13 protein-coding genes and 1 pseudogene are annotated in these 16,573 nt (G+C 65.6%); all 14 read left to right on the top strand.

Features of this window, described 5'->3' with window-relative positions; genetic code table 11:
* Positions 1–447: 447 nt before the first annotated feature.
* Positions 448–1,570, top strand: a pseudogene (locus tag ACFZDK_RS53620) (IS1380 family transposase); the annotation flags it as partial.
* 165 nt (positions 1,571–1,735) lie between these two features.
* Positions 1,736–2,326 carry a hypothetical protein gene (locus tag ACFZDK_RS53615; RefSeq protein ID WP_390986156.1) on the top strand — a complete coding sequence of 197 codons (591 nt, stop codon included), beginning with the start codon at positions 1,736–1,738 and terminating at the stop codon, positions 2,324–2,326.
* A 374-nt stretch (positions 2,327–2,700) separates the two neighbouring features.
* Positions 2,701–3,576 carry a tyrosine-type recombinase/integrase gene (locus ACFZDK_RS53610; protein ID WP_390986153.1) on the top strand — a complete coding sequence of 292 codons (876 nt, stop codon included), beginning with the start codon at positions 2,701–2,703 and terminating at the stop codon, positions 3,574–3,576.
* A 203-nt stretch (positions 3,577–3,779) separates the two neighbouring features.
* Complete coding sequence (locus ACFZDK_RS53605) at positions 3,780–5,588, top strand: tyrosine-type recombinase/integrase (protein ID WP_390986151.1); 1,809 nt, start codon at positions 3,780–3,782, stop codon at positions 5,586–5,588.
* Positions 5,589–5,717: 129 nt separating this feature from the next.
* Positions 5,718–5,930: a hypothetical protein gene (locus tag ACFZDK_RS53600; protein WP_390986148.1), complete on the top strand. Its 213-nt coding sequence runs from the start codon at positions 5,718–5,720 to the stop codon at positions 5,928–5,930.
* 85 nt (positions 5,931–6,015) lie between these two features.
* Positions 6,016–6,609, top strand: coding sequence for a hypothetical protein (locus tag ACFZDK_RS53595; protein ID WP_390986145.1), 594 nt, complete (start codon positions 6,016–6,018; stop codon positions 6,607–6,609).
* Between the two features lie 45 nt (positions 6,610–6,654).
* Positions 6,655–7,794 carry a hypothetical protein gene (locus ACFZDK_RS53590; RefSeq protein ID WP_390986159.1) on the top strand — a complete coding sequence of 380 codons (1,140 nt, stop codon included), beginning with the start codon at positions 6,655–6,657 and terminating at the stop codon, positions 7,792–7,794.
* Complete coding sequence (gene istB / locus ACFZDK_RS53585; RefSeq protein WP_390986142.1) at positions 7,791–8,588, top strand: IS21-like element helper ATPase IstB; 798 nt, start codon at positions 7,791–7,793, stop codon at positions 8,586–8,588. Before ACFZDK_RS53590 ends, istB begins: the two co-directional genes overlap by 4 nt.
* Positions 8,589–8,981: 393 nt before the next feature.
* Complete coding sequence (locus ACFZDK_RS53580) at positions 8,982–10,310, top strand: IS701 family transposase (RefSeq protein ID WP_390986139.1); 1,329 nt, start codon at positions 8,982–8,984, stop codon at positions 10,308–10,310.
* Between the two features lie 192 nt (positions 10,311–10,502).
* Positions 10,503–11,231 carry a hypothetical protein gene (locus tag ACFZDK_RS53575; RefSeq protein ID WP_390986136.1) on the top strand — a complete coding sequence of 243 codons (729 nt, stop codon included), beginning with the start codon at positions 10,503–10,505 and terminating at the stop codon, positions 11,229–11,231.
* Between the two features lie 2,094 nt (positions 11,232–13,325).
* Complete coding sequence (locus ACFZDK_RS53570; protein ID WP_390986134.1) at positions 13,326–13,928, top strand: hypothetical protein; 603 nt, start codon at positions 13,326–13,328, stop codon at positions 13,926–13,928.
* Between the two features lie 676 nt (positions 13,929–14,604).
* Positions 14,605–14,727, top strand: a complete 123-nt coding sequence (locus ACFZDK_RS53565; RefSeq protein ID WP_390986131.1) for a hypothetical protein — start codon at positions 14,605–14,607, stop codon at positions 14,725–14,727.
* Positions 14,728–14,810: 83 nt separating this feature from the next.
* Positions 14,811–15,197: a hypothetical protein gene (locus ACFZDK_RS53560; protein WP_390986128.1), complete on the top strand. Its 387-nt coding sequence runs from the start codon at positions 14,811–14,813 to the stop codon at positions 15,195–15,197.
* A 204-nt stretch (positions 15,198–15,401) separates the two neighbouring features.
* Positions 15,402–15,809, top strand: a complete 408-nt coding sequence (locus ACFZDK_RS53555) for a hypothetical protein (RefSeq protein WP_390986125.1) — start codon at positions 15,402–15,404, stop codon at positions 15,807–15,809.
* Positions 15,810–16,573: the final 764 nt, after the last annotated feature.

Raw genomic sequence — 16,573 nt, 5'->3', positions numbered from 1 at the left:
CACCGGCCGCCCGCAGACCCCGGGGTGAGCTCGCATCCATTGCATGAGACGGCCCTCCGCCGCGCTCGATGACCTGACTGAGCAGCCCCGGCCCCGGACCACGGTCATGGCGCCGACCACACCGGCCAGACGCCGAATGGGTGCATGTGAACCCCACGCCGACCACGGCATCCCGGGAGCCCAGCCCCACGCGAACGGCCAGTACCGAACAAAACTTCACCCCAGACACAACCAACGGCCCTCGGCTGCGGGGACTTCCGTCACACCGAAACCCGAGGTCACGGACCCACTGCGGGCTTGACGAGCCCGGCCCTCATGGGTGCAACGATGGGACTCGTCTAGGGTCCAGGTCGTCGCATGAAAGAAGCACTCTTCAGGTGAAGAAGCGTATCGGGTCCTACCCGCGTGTCCGTACCGAAGGCGGTGGTCGCGGGGTGGTCTCCCAGGCCGGCGGTGTTCGGGCCGGTGGCCTCCGATCCGACGGTGTCCCGGCTGATCGACACGCTGGCAGCGGGCGGAAAGCGTGCGCTGACCGCACTGCGGCAGGCCCGCGCTCATGTCCGCGCATATGTATGGAAGTTGGCCGGGGAGGCGGCGCCGGACGCGGCCGGGCAGGTCGTCGTGGACCTGGACGGGGTGCTGGTCATCGCGCAATCCGAGAAGCAGGATGCGACCGCGACCTGGAAGAAGACCTTCGGGCACCATCCGCTGATGGGTTTCGTCGACCACGGCCGGGGCGGGTCCGGAGAGCCGGTCGCCGCTTTGCTGCGGCCCGGGAACGCGGGCAGCAACACCGCTGCAGACCACATCGAAGCCTCCCGGCTCGCGCTGGCGCAGTTGCCGAAGAAGTACCGAAGGGGACGGCAGACACTGATCCGCACCGACTCGGGCGGGGGCACCCACGAGTTCGTCGACTGGCTGTCCGCCCGCGGCCGGTGGCTGTCCTACTCGGTCGGCATGACCATCACCGATGCCATCCACCAGGCAGTTTTGAAGGTGCCGGTATCGGCCTGGACGCCGGCCGTCGAGCCCGACGGCGAGATCCGCGACGGCGCCTGGGTGGCCGAACTCGACGGCGACTGCCTCAAGGGCTGGCCCAAAGGGGATGCGGCTGATCGTGCGGAAGGAACAGCCGCACCCCGGCGCCCAGCTGCGCTTCACCGACGCCGACGGCATGCGCCTGACCTGCTTCGCCACCAACACCAGGCACACCCCGATCACTGCACTCGAACTGCGCCACCGACAGCGCGCGAGGGCCGAGGACCGCATCCGTGCCGCCCGGGCCACCGGTCTGCGCAACCTCCCCCTCCACGAGGCCGCCCAGAACCAGATCTGGCTGGAGATCGTCCAGATAGCACTCGACCTGCTGGCCTGGCTGCCGATGCTCGCCCTCACCGGCCAAGCCCGGGTATGGGAACCCCGCCGCCTGCGGCTGCGGCTGTTCTCCGCCGCCGCCCAGCTGGTCACCACCGGTCGGCGTCGCATCCTCCGCCTCGCCGGGCACTGGCCCTGGACCGGCGTGATCCTCGACGCCCTGCAACGGCTCGCGACCCTGCCGAACCCTGGCTGACCAGCAGCGTCCTGCCCCTGTGGCTTTGTTCACGAGTTGTGTCGTCAGTTGTTCACGGGTTTGGGAGGCGCCCAGATCCACGGTCGGGTGATGTTCACGAGTTTTGACGGCAGTGGGGTCCTTGCCACGGGAGCATCGGGGTGTTCCTGGTGAAAGGCCCTGGTCATGCCGCAGATGTCGAAGGTCGAGCTGTATGCCGCGATTCGGCGCGACCACCGCGGCGGCATGACGATGCGGGAGATCGAGCGCAAGTACAACGTGTCGTGGCGGACGGTCCGCAGGGCCGTGGACTCGGTCTGGCCGGAGCCTCGGAAGAAGCCGCCGCCGCGCCCGACTGCGCTGGACCCGTACAAGGCGGTGATCGACGGGATCCTGCGGGCGGACCTGGATGCGCCGCGCAAGCAGCGGCACACGGTCACACGGCTCTTCCACCGCCTGGTCGAAGAACACGGCGCCGACGTGTCCTACCAGATGGTGCGGCGCTACGTCGCGGACCGGAAGCCTCGTATCCTGGTGGAGTCGGGCAAGGCCCCGCTGGAAGCGTTCGTGCCGCAGACCCACCAGCCGGGCATGGCGGCCGAGGTCGACTTCGGCGACGTCAGCGTGCGCCTCGCCGGCGAACTGGTCACCTGCTACCTGTTTTCCTTCCGCCTGTCGTACTCGGGCAAGGCCGTCCACCGACCCGTTGACCGCACTATCGGTGTGTCCTCCGCCTTCGCGATCGGGCAAGCGAGGAGTCTCCGTCTGGAGCAATGACACGTGGACGGAGATGCGATGGCTCAGGATGCTTGTCCTCCGGGGAACTGTCCTGCCGGGCTGGTGGTGCCGCGGGTCGGGAGAGTGGTCGAGATTCGAGATGTCTCCCTGCCTTGGCAGGTGCTGGACGGCACAGGGCTGCCGATCGCGCCGGCGAACGAGTTCCTGCGCGAGCTCGTGGCCTGCGGAAACACGGCGGCTTCCTGTCGCTCATACGCCTATGACCTGCTGCGCTGGTTCCGGTTCCTGGCAGCGGTGGAGGTGCCGTGGAACCGTGCCCAGCGCACGGAAGTAGGGACTTCGTGCTGTGGCTGCGTGCCAGCCACAACCCGGCCCGCGACCGCCACCGTGAAGGGGCGCCGGCTCCGGGGTCGGTGGACCTGCGCACCGGCAAGCCGTACCTGCGCGACGGGTACGCTCCGGCGACGATCAACCACGCGCTCTCGGTAGTCTCCGCCTTCTATGACCATCACGTGCAGGCCGGACACGGGCCGGTCGTCTCACCGGTGCCTCCACAGAGCCGCCACGGCCGTCGGATCGAGGGCCATCACAATCCGCTGGAGCCGTTCCGGCTGCACCGCCGTGGCGCCTACCGGCAAAAGCAGGGCGATCCTGAACCTCGGACCGTTCCGGACGGTGTGATCGAGGACCTGTTCGCGGCCCTCGGCTGTAACCGGGACCGCGCGCTGTTCTCCATGTTCCTGTCCAGTGGGGCCAGGGCCGCGGAGATGCTGGGGATGACGATCGGTGACGTGCACCCTGGTGAGGGCCGCATCTTCGTGCGGTCCAAGGGGCTGGGCGGGGTGAAGCAGGCTTGCCCGGCGTCACCAGAGGCGTTCTCCTGGCTGGCTCTCTACCTGGGCGAGTTGGCTCAGGAAGGGCACCGGCCCGAGCCGAGCGAGCCGGTGTGGTGGACCCGGCGCGGGCCGTTGCGCCCGCTGACCTACACCGCGCTGCGGGCGGTGCTGAACCGAATCAACGCGCGGATCGGTGCGAATGTCTGCCTGCACGATCTGCGGCACACCCTGTGTCAACGGCTGGTCGACGATCCCGGATTGAGCCTGGTCGACGCCCAGCAGGTGATGCGGCACCGGCGGATCACCACTACCAGCGGCTACCTGCGCCCGCGGACGGACGAGGTGATCGCAAAGGTGCACGAGCACTACACCCGGCCCAAGCCGCCACCGCGGCCGCTCACGGGCTGGACCTACGACCCGAACGACCTCGCCGACGTGTTCGGAAGTGCATGATGGCCGCTCGCCACGGACGGACCACCCGCACCGCGGCCAGTGTCCGCGCCCCTGCGGCCCTAATCGGTCCTCGACCGCCGGAGCGGCCCGCAGGGCAGCTGATTCCCGGGCGAGAGCGCGCTTCCCGGGCCACGCTGATCGAGCTCGCTCGGGCTCTGCTGGTGGAGCCGACCGTTCAGCAGCGGTCCCGGCAGGACCGAGCGATGGCCCGCGTCCTGGACTGGCTCAGCCAGTTCCCTGGCGACAGCTGGCAGGACCGCTGGTTGCTGAGCGGCTCCGACACATCCGGGAAGCAGTGGGGTCCGCCGGGGCTGACCCAGTCCCAACGATGCCGGCTCACCGCCGGGCTCAGCACGCTGATCGTGCTCCGCGCGGTCCGGCCCTCCTACGCCTGGTTGTGCGGCAGTGGCCTGCTCGGGGTCTACGACGCCTACCGGCGGCACAACCAGGCTGAGGTGTTCGCCCGGCTGCGGCAGCATGCCGAGAGGCGGGGCGGCTGCGACGAGCACGGCGCTGAGGCCCTCAACCTGCTCACGCGTATGACCATCGTCACCGGAAAGGACTTGCTTGATCTGGAAGTTGAGGACTTCGAGCAGTACGCGGCAGCCCGCCGGGCTTCCGGACGCACGGTGGCCTCCCTCCCGTTCGCCTATGAGATCCTGCACGCCGTCGGCGGCCTGAAGGACGCACCGCCCACCCTGCGGCAGGCCCGCGCACCTGGCCAGCTCACCCCCGCCGAGCTGGTCGACCGCTACCAGATCGCCCACCGCGACATCCGCGACGTCCTGGTGCACTACATCGCCGAGCGGGCGGCAGTCCTCGACTACGGGTCCTTGGTCAACCAGGCCCACATGCTCGCCGGACTGTTCTGGGCCGATCTGGAGCGACACCATCCCGGAATCTCCTCACTCCACCTGTCTGACGGCGTTGCCCAGGAGTGGAAGCAGCGGGCCCGTCTTCTGTCCGACGGCCGCCCGCGCCGCAACAGCCACAACGTGCTTCTGGCCGTCCGCTCCTTCTACCTGGACCTGCTGCAGTGGTCACTGGAGGACCCAGCCCGCTGGTCCCGCTGGGCGGCCCCCTGCCCGATCAGCGAAGCCGACGTGCGCGGCTATCTGAAGGAAACCCGGCACCGCCAGGCCCGCATGCAGCAGCGCACCCGCACCCTGGTCCCCGTAGTCCCACGGCTCGTCGCCGCCGCCGAGGACCGACTGCGACAGGCCGAGCTCGTCCTGGCCGCGGCCCGGCAGACCGAGCCCGGCCAGGAGTTCACCGCCGGCGGCCACCGGTATCGCCGAACCGGCCGGGCCACCAGCCACTGGCGGCCCACCGCGGTGTTCGTCACACCGCTCACCGAGCCGGAGACACGCTTCGACGCTGAGTGCGAGGAGTCCAACGCGTTCTGGACCTGGGCGGTGATCGAGGTGCTGCGACGGACCGGAGCCCGCATCGAGGAACTTCTGGAACTCACCCACCTGAGCCTTCGGCAATACCAGGCACCCACCGGCGAGCTGGTTCCATTGCTGCAGATCAGCCCCTCAAAGACCGACCAGGAAAGAGTCATCCCAGCCGACCCGGACCTGGTCGCCGTCCTCGCCCGCATCATCCGCAGGATCAAGGACCCTGAGAAGGTTCCGCTGCTGAGCCGCTACGACGGCTACGAACGCACCTTCGGTCCGCCACTACCGCACCTGTTCCAGGGCGTCTCCCAGCGCCGGCTTCAGGTGATCTCCCCGAACCGAGTGCGGGAGCTGCTCGCGGAACTCGCGGAGAGGGCCGACATCGTCGACGTCGACGGCGCGAGGCTGCGATTCACCCCGCACGATTTCCGGAGGATCTTCTCCACCGAGACCGTCAACGGCGGGCTGCCGATCCACATCGCCGCCAAGGTGCTCGGCCATCTCGATCTCAACACCACTCAGGGATACGTCGCGGTCTATCCCGAGGAGGTCATCCGCCATTACCGACACTTCGTTGCCCAGCGCCGAGCTGCACGTCCCGGCGAAGAGTAACGGGAGCCAACTGACGCCGAATGGGCTGACTTCCGCGACCACTTCAGCCTCCGCAAGGTCTCTCTGGGCACCTGCGACAGACCCTACGGAACCCCATGCCAGCACGAGCATGCCTGCGTCAGATGCCTCATGCTCCGCCTCGACTTGGCCCAGGTCCCGCGGCTGCTGGAGATCGAGGCGAACACTCATCAACGACTCGAAGAGGCCCATCGGATGCAGTGGCTGGGCGAGGTCGCCGCCCTGAGAGAGAGCTTGCGGCACATTGCCGAGAAGAAACGGCAAGCTGACCGCCTGCGCGGGCAGGCCGAGCAAGGAGTCAACGGGCCTGGCTCCCTCGGCTGACGAGGACACCGAAAAGTGATCATTTCGAAGTGCAGAGCGTTGAGCACTTTCGCGAGTACGCCGACACGTGGTCCAGAATCAGGGCATGGACGTCCCCAAGCTTCTGGAAGCCGCCTCCCTGCTGGTCCCCGAAGAGATCGCCACCGAGAACGACATCACGGTCAATGATGTCTGGGAGTACCTGACCCACGACGAGTGGGAGGTGGCTCTCGGATTGTTGGAGGAGCTCGGCGACGTCCACCCGCTTCAGCTCAGCTTTTGGGAGACCCTCGCCACGGCTGCCGAGCAGATGCAGCTGGAGAAGAGCGCGGCATGGTGTCGCTGGCGCTGCTACGAAGCCCGCAACGGGGTCATCCGAGCTGACCTCACCCTCAGACCGGCCAGTGAGGGTCGTCGGCAGACTCCCTTCTGCGGAGCTGGCGTTCTTCGGCCGATGTGGAATATCGGAAATCGAACTGCGACCGGCGAACCCGCCCTCAACATCGCGAGCCTCTGGGTCGAATTCACACCCTCCCTGGGGCCCGGCGAGCGATCCTCGGTGCGACTCGCACCCCTCGACCCCTCACAGTGGCGGCACCTCCGGCCCGGCCAAACGATCACTATGCACGAAGACCAAACCGCCGCTGGAACGGCTGTCGTCCTGGAGATCCAGGGGCCTACGGCCACGCCCACCACATAGACACGCCCACCGCATAGAACTGTCTGCCCCGCGCTCCGTCTGTTGGTGCAGAGAAGCGTCTTCGCCTCCTGCGGCCAGGAAGCCTTCTTCGAAGGGCATGTGCACGCCCTGCGGACGCTGGGCGGTGTCCCACGTAGCAAGGTCCGCTACGACAACCTGAAGGCTGCCGTCGCCCGCGTGCTGGGGCTGAGCCGGGCGAGGGTGGAGACCGACCGGTGGATCGCCTTCAAGTCGCACTTCGGGCTCGAGAGCTTCTACTGCCGGCCCGGCATCGACGGCGCCCACGAGAAGGGCGGGGTCGAGGGGCAGATCGGCTATTTTCGGCGCGACCACTTCACCCCGGTTCCCGAGGTCGCCTCATTGTCGGAGCTGAACGAGCTGGTCGAGCAGTGGGACCAGCACGACGGCCGGCGCCGGATTGGGTCCCGGCCGCGAACGATCGACGAGTACTTCGAGGTCGAGCGGCCGGTGCTGATGCCGCTGCCCGAGGAGCTGTTCGAGACCGGGCGGGTGTTCACGCCTCGCGTCGACCGGTACAGCCAGATCGCGGTCCGCACCAACCGCTACTCGGTGCCGGTGAGGCTGATCGGCAAGCGGGTCAGGGTGGTGCTGCACGCCTCTCACCTGGTGGTTTACGACAAGAGTGTGGAAGCGGCCCGCCATGAGCGGCTGATCGCCAAGGGCAGCTGCCGCCTGGAACTGGACCACTACCTCGAAGCCCTGATCCGCAAGCCAGGCGCCTTCCCCGGCGCGACCGCACTCGATCAGGCCCGCTCCGCCGACAAGTTCACCCCTGTCCATGACGCCTGGTGGGCCGCAGCGGTCAAGGCACACGGCGACACCGAGGGCACCCGGGCCTTGATCGAGGTGCTCCTGATGGCCCGGCACATCCCGCACGAGTACCTGGTCGCCGGTCTGGCGACCGCGTTGCGGGCCGGGGCCCTGACCGCGGACGCGGTCGCCCTGGAGGCCCGCAAAGCCGCCCAGACCGAGGACGAACCCGCTCCAGCCACCTCGTCTGCGCTGGCCACCGGGCAGCCGTCGGCGACCGTGACGTTCCTGCACGAGTGGAAGCTGTCCCACCTGCCGCCGGACACCAGGCCACTGCCCTCGGTGACGCCCGACGACCAGTTGCTCCGACGTCGCGCCAGCGGCGGTGACCACCGAGAGGGAGAAGCACAGTGACCCTGCCTCGCCAGCGAGGACTGACCGAGCAAGCCGCCACCGCCGCCATCGACACCGCCTGCCGTCTGCTGCGGCTGCCGTCGATCCGCAACGAGTTCGCCGACATCGCCGACCGGGCCGCCAAGGACCAGATGACCTACCGGGGCTTCCTCGCCGAGCTGCTGATGACGGAGTGCGACGACCGGGCCCGCCGACGCTCGGAGCGGCGGATCAAGGCGGCCGGGTTCCCGAGGGAGAAGTCACTACGGGCCTTCGACTTCGACGCCAATCCCAACGTTGACGCGGCCACTATCAACACCCTCGCCAGCTGCGAGTGGATCAAGAAGGGACAGCCGCTCTGCCTGATCGGCGACTCCGGCACCGGCAAGTCCCACATGCTCATCGCCCTGGGCACCGAGGCCACCATGAAGGGCTACCGCGTCCGCTACACGCTCGCCACCAAGCTGGTGAACGAGCTGGTTGAAGCCGCCGACGAGAAGCAGTTGAACAAGACCATCGCCCGCTACGGCCGCGTCGACCTTTTGTGCATCGACGAACTCGGGTACATGGAACTGGACCGGCACGGCGCCGAGCTGCTGTTCCAGGTTCTGACCGAGCGGGAGGAGAAGAACAGCGTCGCCATCGCCTCAAACGAGTCGTTCGGAGGCTGGACGAAAACCTTCACCGATCCCCGCCTTTGCGCGGCCATCGTCGACCGCCTCACCTTCAACGGCAGCATCATCGAGACAGGCACCGACTCCTACCGCCTCGCCGCCACCCGGGCAAAGGCCGAAACCCCCGCCAAGGCCGGCTGACACCACGCGGTTCCGACTCCACCGCCCGCCGCCCTCACAGACGGCGGGCCGTTAGACAGCGAGCCACTTCAGCGCGTCCGCGACCAGGACGGACGACAGCAGGGTCAAGATGACACGTGCTTCCGGCGAATGCGCCCTACCCATCTACCGGTGTATCGCGATCCACCCCCGCCCCGCATCCTGACCTGTCTCACAACTGGCCGACACCGGAGAACGATCGCGATGGAGGCGCCAGTCCGCCGCAGAGCCGACACTATTCACGCAGCGAGACGAGGCACAGTCACGGCAGCTGTAGTTCCAGCGTCTGGGCTGGTCAGCGGGTCGCCGGGGCGGGGGTGGGCATGAGTACGGCCACCGTGATCATGAACGTTTGTGACGACGTATCAAGACGCGGTGGCCGTGGAAGCAACGATAGCCGAGCGGGCGTGGGGCGAGGTGTTCGGGAGGGCGATGCGGGCGGTCGCGGGCTGCTTCGCGCGACGTGAAGCCCGGGCGACGGCGGCGGAGTTGGTCGCGGGGCTGTTGCTGGAGGTGGACACTCGGAACTGCTGGACGCTCGCGCAGGTTCTGGGGCATCCGGGCCCGCACCGGCTGCAGCACCTGCTCTCGCGCGCCCGGTTCGACCATGAGCGGGCCCGGCAGGAGATCGCGTGCCTCGTGATCGGTGAACTCGCCGGTCAGAGCGTGGTGTTGGTGGCGGACGAGACGGGGGATGCGAAGTCGTCCACGGACTGCGTGGGCGCCGGCCGGCAATACTCCGGGGCAATCGGCGGTGTCGGAGTGTGCCAGGCGGCGGTGCACCTGGCGGCGGTCACCGCGACGACGAAGGTGATCATCGATCGGGCCCTGTATCTCCCGGCGGACTGGGCTGCGGACGAGGAACGCCGCGAGGTCGCCGGAGTGCCGCAGGAGACCGCCTTCGCGACGAAGCCGCAGCAGGCGCTGGCCATGGCCACCGACGCGTTCGCCGCCGGCCTCAAGGCCCGCTGGTTCGCGGGCGACGAGGTGTACTGCGGGCGCGAACTACGCCGGGGCGTACGGGCGCTGGGGCTCGGCTACACCGTTGGCGTCGCCGCCACCTACCAGGTCATCGACGGGACCGGACGCCGGTGGGAGGCCCGCAAAATGATCAACAAGGTGCGGCCAGGGCAGTGGATGCGCCGGCAGACCGGACACGGCACCAAGGGCACCCGCGAGTACGACTGGGCCTGGCTCGATGTCCGCCCCGACGACGCTCCCGACGAGAACCGGAACGAGAAGGAGCCCGGGACGAGTGTGCTGGTCGCGCGGCGGCACCGCTACACCCGTGAAGTGTCCTACTTCCGCTGCTGGGCTCCCGGCGACGTCTCGCTCGGCACGCTGGTGGACGTGATCTGTCGCAGGTGGCGGATCGAGGAAACCTTCCAACTCGCCAAGGGCTTCACCGGACTCGACCAGGGCCAGGTGACCTGCTGGAACTCCTGGATGCGCTGGTCACTGTTCTCCCTGATCGCCGCCGTCCTTGCTCTCACGGCCACCGCCGTCCACGACGCCGCCGAGGACGAGCCCGCGCTCGTCCCGCTGAGCTGCCCCGAACTCATCCGGCTCCTGCGAGCCCTCGTGCTGCCGCCACCCGTCCGCGACCGCGAGCACGTCCTGCACTGGACCGCCTGGCGACGCCATCACCAAGCCGTCGCGACCGCCTGCCACCAGCAACGACAGCACCGTCACGACCAACCGTGATCAAGAACTACAGCTGCCGTGTCAGAAGCCCCGTGAACGAGTCATCGCGATTCAGCATGGCGAGCAAGCGGGGAGTGCCCGGTATGTGGCAGGTCGTGGAGCGCTGGCGCGCTGGACATTGAACCATCCTCAGGCGCGAGACGTTACCTATACCTGACGGAGGATTCATCTGCAATCGATCTAGGAGAGCTTATGCCTGCAACTGACGGCGTTGACCCCCGAATTCAAGAATTTCTTGACAGTTTTGCAGAGCAGACACGGACGATGGTTGAGGATGGCGAACTGGGGCCCGGAGATGCGGCGGAACTGTTGAATAGGTATCAAACGGTTGCCCGCGAAAGGCATGACGAGATTGTGGCGCTGATCCCTCAGATGGGTATAGACGACGCAATTGACGAGGCCGAGCAACGCTATGCTGCCGACAATGTGGATCCTCGCCTCCAGACGCTTCTCACCCAGTTCCCGGGCATGCGGGATGAAATCATATCAGGCAAGGAAGAAATAATTCGGCACGTGGATCGCGGGTTGACCGTGCAGGACGCCCTCTATGAGAGGGAAATCGTACGAGTCGGTCACGATCGCACCCCAGGATTCCGAGAGGATGTTGAGGCTGCATTTTCCGCAGGCCTATATAAGACCAGGATCGAGGCTGCAATTGATCTTAATTATGCGCGCGATGCGGCATGGCTGGGATCGCCGGGAAATAGTACCTTGACTGCTCCACCTGAACAACCCCCTGCATACCAGCCCGATAACGCCAACACGGCCCGTTATGCGGCGGGCCCGGGACAGGACGGCCAGCAGTCCGGGAATCAACCTCCTCCTAGGCGGTCGGAACGCCTCCGTTCCCTTAACACATCTGTGGCCAATACACCTCAAAATAGCCAGCAAAGCAGCAGTCGAAGTGGGCGTGGAAGGTGAGGTCGGTGAGTATCCGCTGGTAGGTGCCGGTTGTGCCGGCTTGCAGTGGGCTGATCCGGTCCGCCGCCAGAGTCGACGGCCCGTCCCCTGCCCCTGGATGACTGGGGGGAGGGAGGGTTCAATTCCAACACAGACACATTCGCGGCGGCTGCTTCTTTTGCTGCTGCCACCCTCGGAAATGGCTGCGGCGGCGGGTCACATCGGGGGCCTAGACGATAAGACCTTTCGTGGTACTCGACTCGCAGAGCCTGACGGGCCACGAGGCTGTTTTCTCCATACTCCGCCACACGGGAACCCAGTTTTTTAGCCGCATTGCTGATGTCCAACAGGAACCGATCTTCATTGTCGAGATTCTCAAGTGTTTCGCCCCGCTCGCTAAGGCGGGACTGAGCATATAGATAGCGATCACGACTTTCTTCACGGAAGGCCCTCGTTCCTTCTTCCGAGAGGAGTGGTGGGGTCGGGCGTTGCCCAGCATCTCTGTGACGAAGCCAATAGTCACAGAGTCGGCGATCGCTTTCTCCTGACGGGCCCTGACCTTCGGACCACGCTCTTTCCAGGTATTCCGGAGTCCAAGCAGAGAAATTTCCAAATTCTGCCATTTCCGCCCAAGCTTGCTGCTGCGCAGTGGAGATTTCGGGTGGCATAGCTCCTCGCTCCTCTTCGTAGAATCATCTTGTCGGACTCGGCGCCCCGCAGCGGAGACCGCCAGGAAGGCGCTACTGCGAGCCCGACGGGCAGACCACCAAGGGTGATCCGCACGCGATGCCGCCCGCATCGGCGAGCCCCGTGGGCCGACACGAACAGTGGACGGGTCTGCCCGGGGAGGCGGTCGGTACCTCACCGCAGTCCTGCTGCCGACCCCGCTCGAGCGATCACTACGGAAGGTCTCTCTGATTGGTTCATCAGCGTCGCCGGGCGCCCGCAAGTCCTACCAGAACCAACTGGATCAGCTGGCCCCTCGCCCCGTTCACGCCCGCGAAACAGCCTGGAGATCAGGATGAGAAGGAGGGCCCAGCGGCCGGGTCGCCCAGGGGATCTCACCCCGATCGGCCCGACCAGTGACTTCATTTCTCGCGAACATCCACGCCGCTGCGGACTCCCTACCGCCTCCCGAAACGATGAACAAACGCTGCTGCTTGAGGTGAACGAAGCCACCCCTGCGAGCAGCACCACCGAAACCGGAGCCGTGGAACCCGGCGCCCACCCGACGCGTCAGCCGGGCCATGAGCTCGCCCACCCGCAGAAAAATCCGCTCCGAACGAGCCGAGAGGATCCGTCAGCAAGCTGACAGACCCTCATGCAAGATCGAGGCTAGACAAGGTAGGTCGAGGGTCAACGTGGGTGCTGTGGGTCTACTTTGGCGCAGTAAGCAAGATCGCGATAACCTAACGTGTTCGCCCATTGGAGTTCCAATTTCAGTGCCAGTACATCTTCCAATTGATCTGCCTACTAGGCCGGTAGCCCCGAGCCACCTCCTTGGGGCAGGTGGCAGCCCTTTGGCCCCTTCCTGAGCTGTGCGCAACTCAGGTGCAGGTAGGCACATCAACAGACGGGACGGTCGCCGAGTGAGAGGGTATATCTGGCGCGGTGGTGTTTTAATTCATTTACTCTATTGATTTCCTATTCGCTATATCCTTGCTTTTCTTGATTCTCGCCGGCGCCTCCATTTACCTGTGTTGATTGTCCGGCCATTTCTTTGCGTGTCATTGGCGCCCTCCTTTCTCGGTGATGTTGATTTATCTAGCCACTCTCGAATTCTTGTAAAGAATTAGGAAAACCGAGTGGTGAGTCTTGAATTGAGGCGAGAATGCGCGAGAATTGAAGGGTAAGGACGTGGTACAGAGGGTACGCGTCAACGAGCGATCGGAGAGGACCGTGAGTGATCTTCCCGTCAAGGGAATGCAGGCGAATAGGTCTGTGGGTGACGTCACGGCAGAGGACATGAAGCGGGTGACGTCGGAGGACTTTACGGAACTTCAAAGGATCGCGCGCGGGTACTGCCGCACAGTCGATTCCACGCGGTCCCGTAAGCGGATGGACGGGAGTGCCACCGCAGCGCGTAGCGGTTCGGCACTTTACGGAACGGATGACGTGAGTGACGACGTCACGCAGGATGCCGTTCTGATCTTCGCAAAACGGCTCCGTGAAATCATCGCAACATGCGAGGTTTCGGCCGTTTCGGTAGAAACCCGCGAAGCGTGCGCATGGCAGTACGTTCGCAAGGACGGGGAAACGATCATCGTGACCCGCAAAACGCTCCAATACTGGGCTGTTCGCGATGCTGCCGCGCGCAATGGATACCGGCTGGACGTCAAACCGGAGCCGGTAGACGTTGCTCCGGGCGCACAGATCACGCGCGGAATCCCGCACGCGGACAAACTGTCCACTCTGGCAGTGACGCCGTATCTGTCGGGGCAGAGTGAAACGATCTTCCGGACCGCGTGGGGCGACGGGAGTGAATTCCCTGTCCTGAGTACGATCCTGGGCATCGCGAAACAGGCGGATGATCTCGGCCGCACCAGCGTGCTCGGACGAACCGCGCAAGATCTGTACGGCGGACCACGTCATTCGTCGTCCAAGGTGCAGCGCGCCCGTGACGCTGCGACCAAGGAATGGCGAGAGTTAACAGCGTCTCTTGACGCTGTGCGCGACGAACTGATCTACCGCAGCGCTGAGCTGCCTCACACTGACTGATAGCGGGGAACCGTAGGGGTCCCCAGGCTTAAAGCCTGGGGACCTTCACGTCGTTGTACACGGCAGTGTGAGCGGTGGTGCCATGTGCAGCAATCAAGTCAGGTGGCCATTCCGTACACGTGGTTGGCGGCGCGCTAGGACAGCAACCGATCGGCGCAGCTCTCGTGACTCATTGAATGTGAAACGTGCGGTAGGCTCCGCCATTCGCCAGCCCATTTTTCCGCCGAGAAAGAATCTTGAAATTCCTTCCAGCGATCGGTATTCGGGCGATTCGGTGGCACGTATATAGGTGAGAGCACGTTACGGCGCCAGCCTGATGAGCGAAGTTCAGCCTGCCGTTTCCCGCCCTGATTCCGGACGGGAAGCGGCAGGCTTGAGGGCTCTTGTCCTGATAGGCAGCCGACACGTGTGCCCGGACGCGGCGGACCGCCCTGCCGCATGTCTAAAAATGGATCTTCGATAATTCTCCCGCGTGATCGGTAATCGGGGGTTTTCGGGATCCGTATTTAGGTGAGCGTGCGTTACGGGCGGCGCAGTCCACTGAGGTGACGCGTCCGGCCGTTTCCAGTTTCCTGGACGGAACGGAATTACGGAAACTCTCGCGTGATCGGTAATTGGGCTATCCGGGTTGCCGTATTTAAGTGAGAGTACCGCGCTTTCATGAACGGAGAAAATCATGACGGTGTTCGATGAAACCACACCCACGCAAGAAAAGATCTACTACTACGTCGGCAGGGGCCTGCCGTTCGTCACGACTCTCAGCGGCATTGTGCTCGCGTTGATATTTGGGTCGCACTGAGCTGCCACGTGGCATGGGCGCAGCCCGGACCATGTCCGGACTGTCGCCCGTCCGTGGCAGACACATGATCAAGGAGAGGGATCATGCAGCTGATCCATGACGCCACCGCGTCGGTAGTCGCGCCGGGCACCATGCTGCACATGGTGACCGGCCCGCGTGTGGGCGAGGCATGGCGTTTCGAGAAGATCATAGAGCACCACACTGATGGGCACCGGGTGCAGATGACCCGGACTCACCCCAAGCTGGGCCGTGTTCCTCGCGAGTATCACCCTCGGCTGTTCGGCTGCTCGGTGGCGGCCGAAGTCCGTTGGTACGCGGACACCCAGCGTCTCCGGAACGGGCTGCACTTCGTCGCCTCGCAGGCGGTACTTCTCACGCTGGGCGGCATCATCGCCTGGCTGGTCGCTGAGTACGGCAACGCAGAATGGGGCGGATTTCTTTCCCTGTTAGGAGTGCCCGGAGAGCAGTGACTGCCAGACCAGGCGAGCGCGCGTCCATGGCGCGGCGTGCGCTCGCCGGGTCTTTCAGTGAGGCGAGACTCCGGCCGCTTCGGAGATGACCGTGATTGGTGAGCTGACGGCACATTCGACTGAGCTCCACTTCAGCGCGCGTCTTGTACGTGCGCTGATTGGGGTGCTCATGCCGGAGCATCCATGACCCGTTGGAGAGGGACTATGGAGACCGAAAGCGCGATTGAGCTGGTTGACGACGTGATCTACAAGCCGGGATGGACGTTCACCGCCCGCGATCACTCCAAGCGGTTCGAGGGAACAATCGTCGTCCACGTGGACTACCCGGCACGCAACAGCAACCGGGACCAGGCCCAGGACGGTTATCCCGAGCAGATCACCACGTACGCGGAGTTCCCGCTGGTGGTCAAGGACTGCACGGACGAGGACCTGTACGCGGCTCTCCTTGAGATGATCATGTCCATCGAAGAGCACGAGGCCCGGGAGTTCCTGCGAGTGCGGCCGACCCACTGGGCGCCGTTCCATCCGCACCGGGCAGACGGCATGCACCGCTGGGCGGTCCGCCACGACAAGAACGACCTTCTAGGCGATCTTCAATTCGGCATCGCTTGACGGATGGCCGCCGTGGCCCCAGCGCGACGCAGGGCGAAGGGGGCTGGGGCGGTACCGCCCAGCGGGCGGGAGTTCCATCCGGCCAGCGGCGTTGACAACAGCCGCTGCCCTCGGACAACCCACATGATTCCCGCCGGCGGTGCGGCGACCTTCGCTCTAGGGCTGGCGGTGAAGCCAGCCAACTCTGGGCGCTCACCCCGCAGGTGAGGGCCCCAAGCGTCGCCTGCGGGGATGCCGCCCCGTGGCACCCATCTCTGCGATTTGGTGCCTGGCGCCTTGGTGGCCCTCACGGTCCCGTGTCTTGGAGAGGAACAGGACCTGTGAAGAAGCTTGCCACGCACTCATGGGCAGCGCGAGAGGCGCTGGCCCGTCGCGAACCATTCCGCACCTACGGCGCCTTCGGCGCGGTCGACGGCTACTGCCTTCCGCCCGGTCACTGGCTGCCGTCCAGTTGGCGGGAGAGGTACCGAGCGGACGGGGACGAGATCACGTACACCGTCTTGAGCTACCAGACCCCCATAGCTTGGGTGCTGAGCTCCGGGGATGTCGTCATCCCGGACGTGAAGTACTCCCCGACCACATCCGGTCATCAGGGGCGGCTGTATGCCCTTGCCCGGTCTCCGACAGCTTTCCGCAGGACACCCTGTGGGGGCGCCCCTACGCCCCCGCACAGGTGCCCGGAGGCTGGCGCTGGTCCCTCTATGACGGCCACCCCACAGCGGAACCGGCCCAGACCAGTCGTGGCTCGGACTCGCGCCGTGAGA

Origin of the sequence: Streptomyces sp. NPDC007901 (genome assembly GCF_042959465.1) — a bacterium.
GTDB lineage: Bacteria > Actinomycetota > Actinomycetes > Streptomycetales > Streptomycetaceae > Streptomyces.
This window is presented reverse-complemented; position numbering and strand designations above follow the sequence as displayed.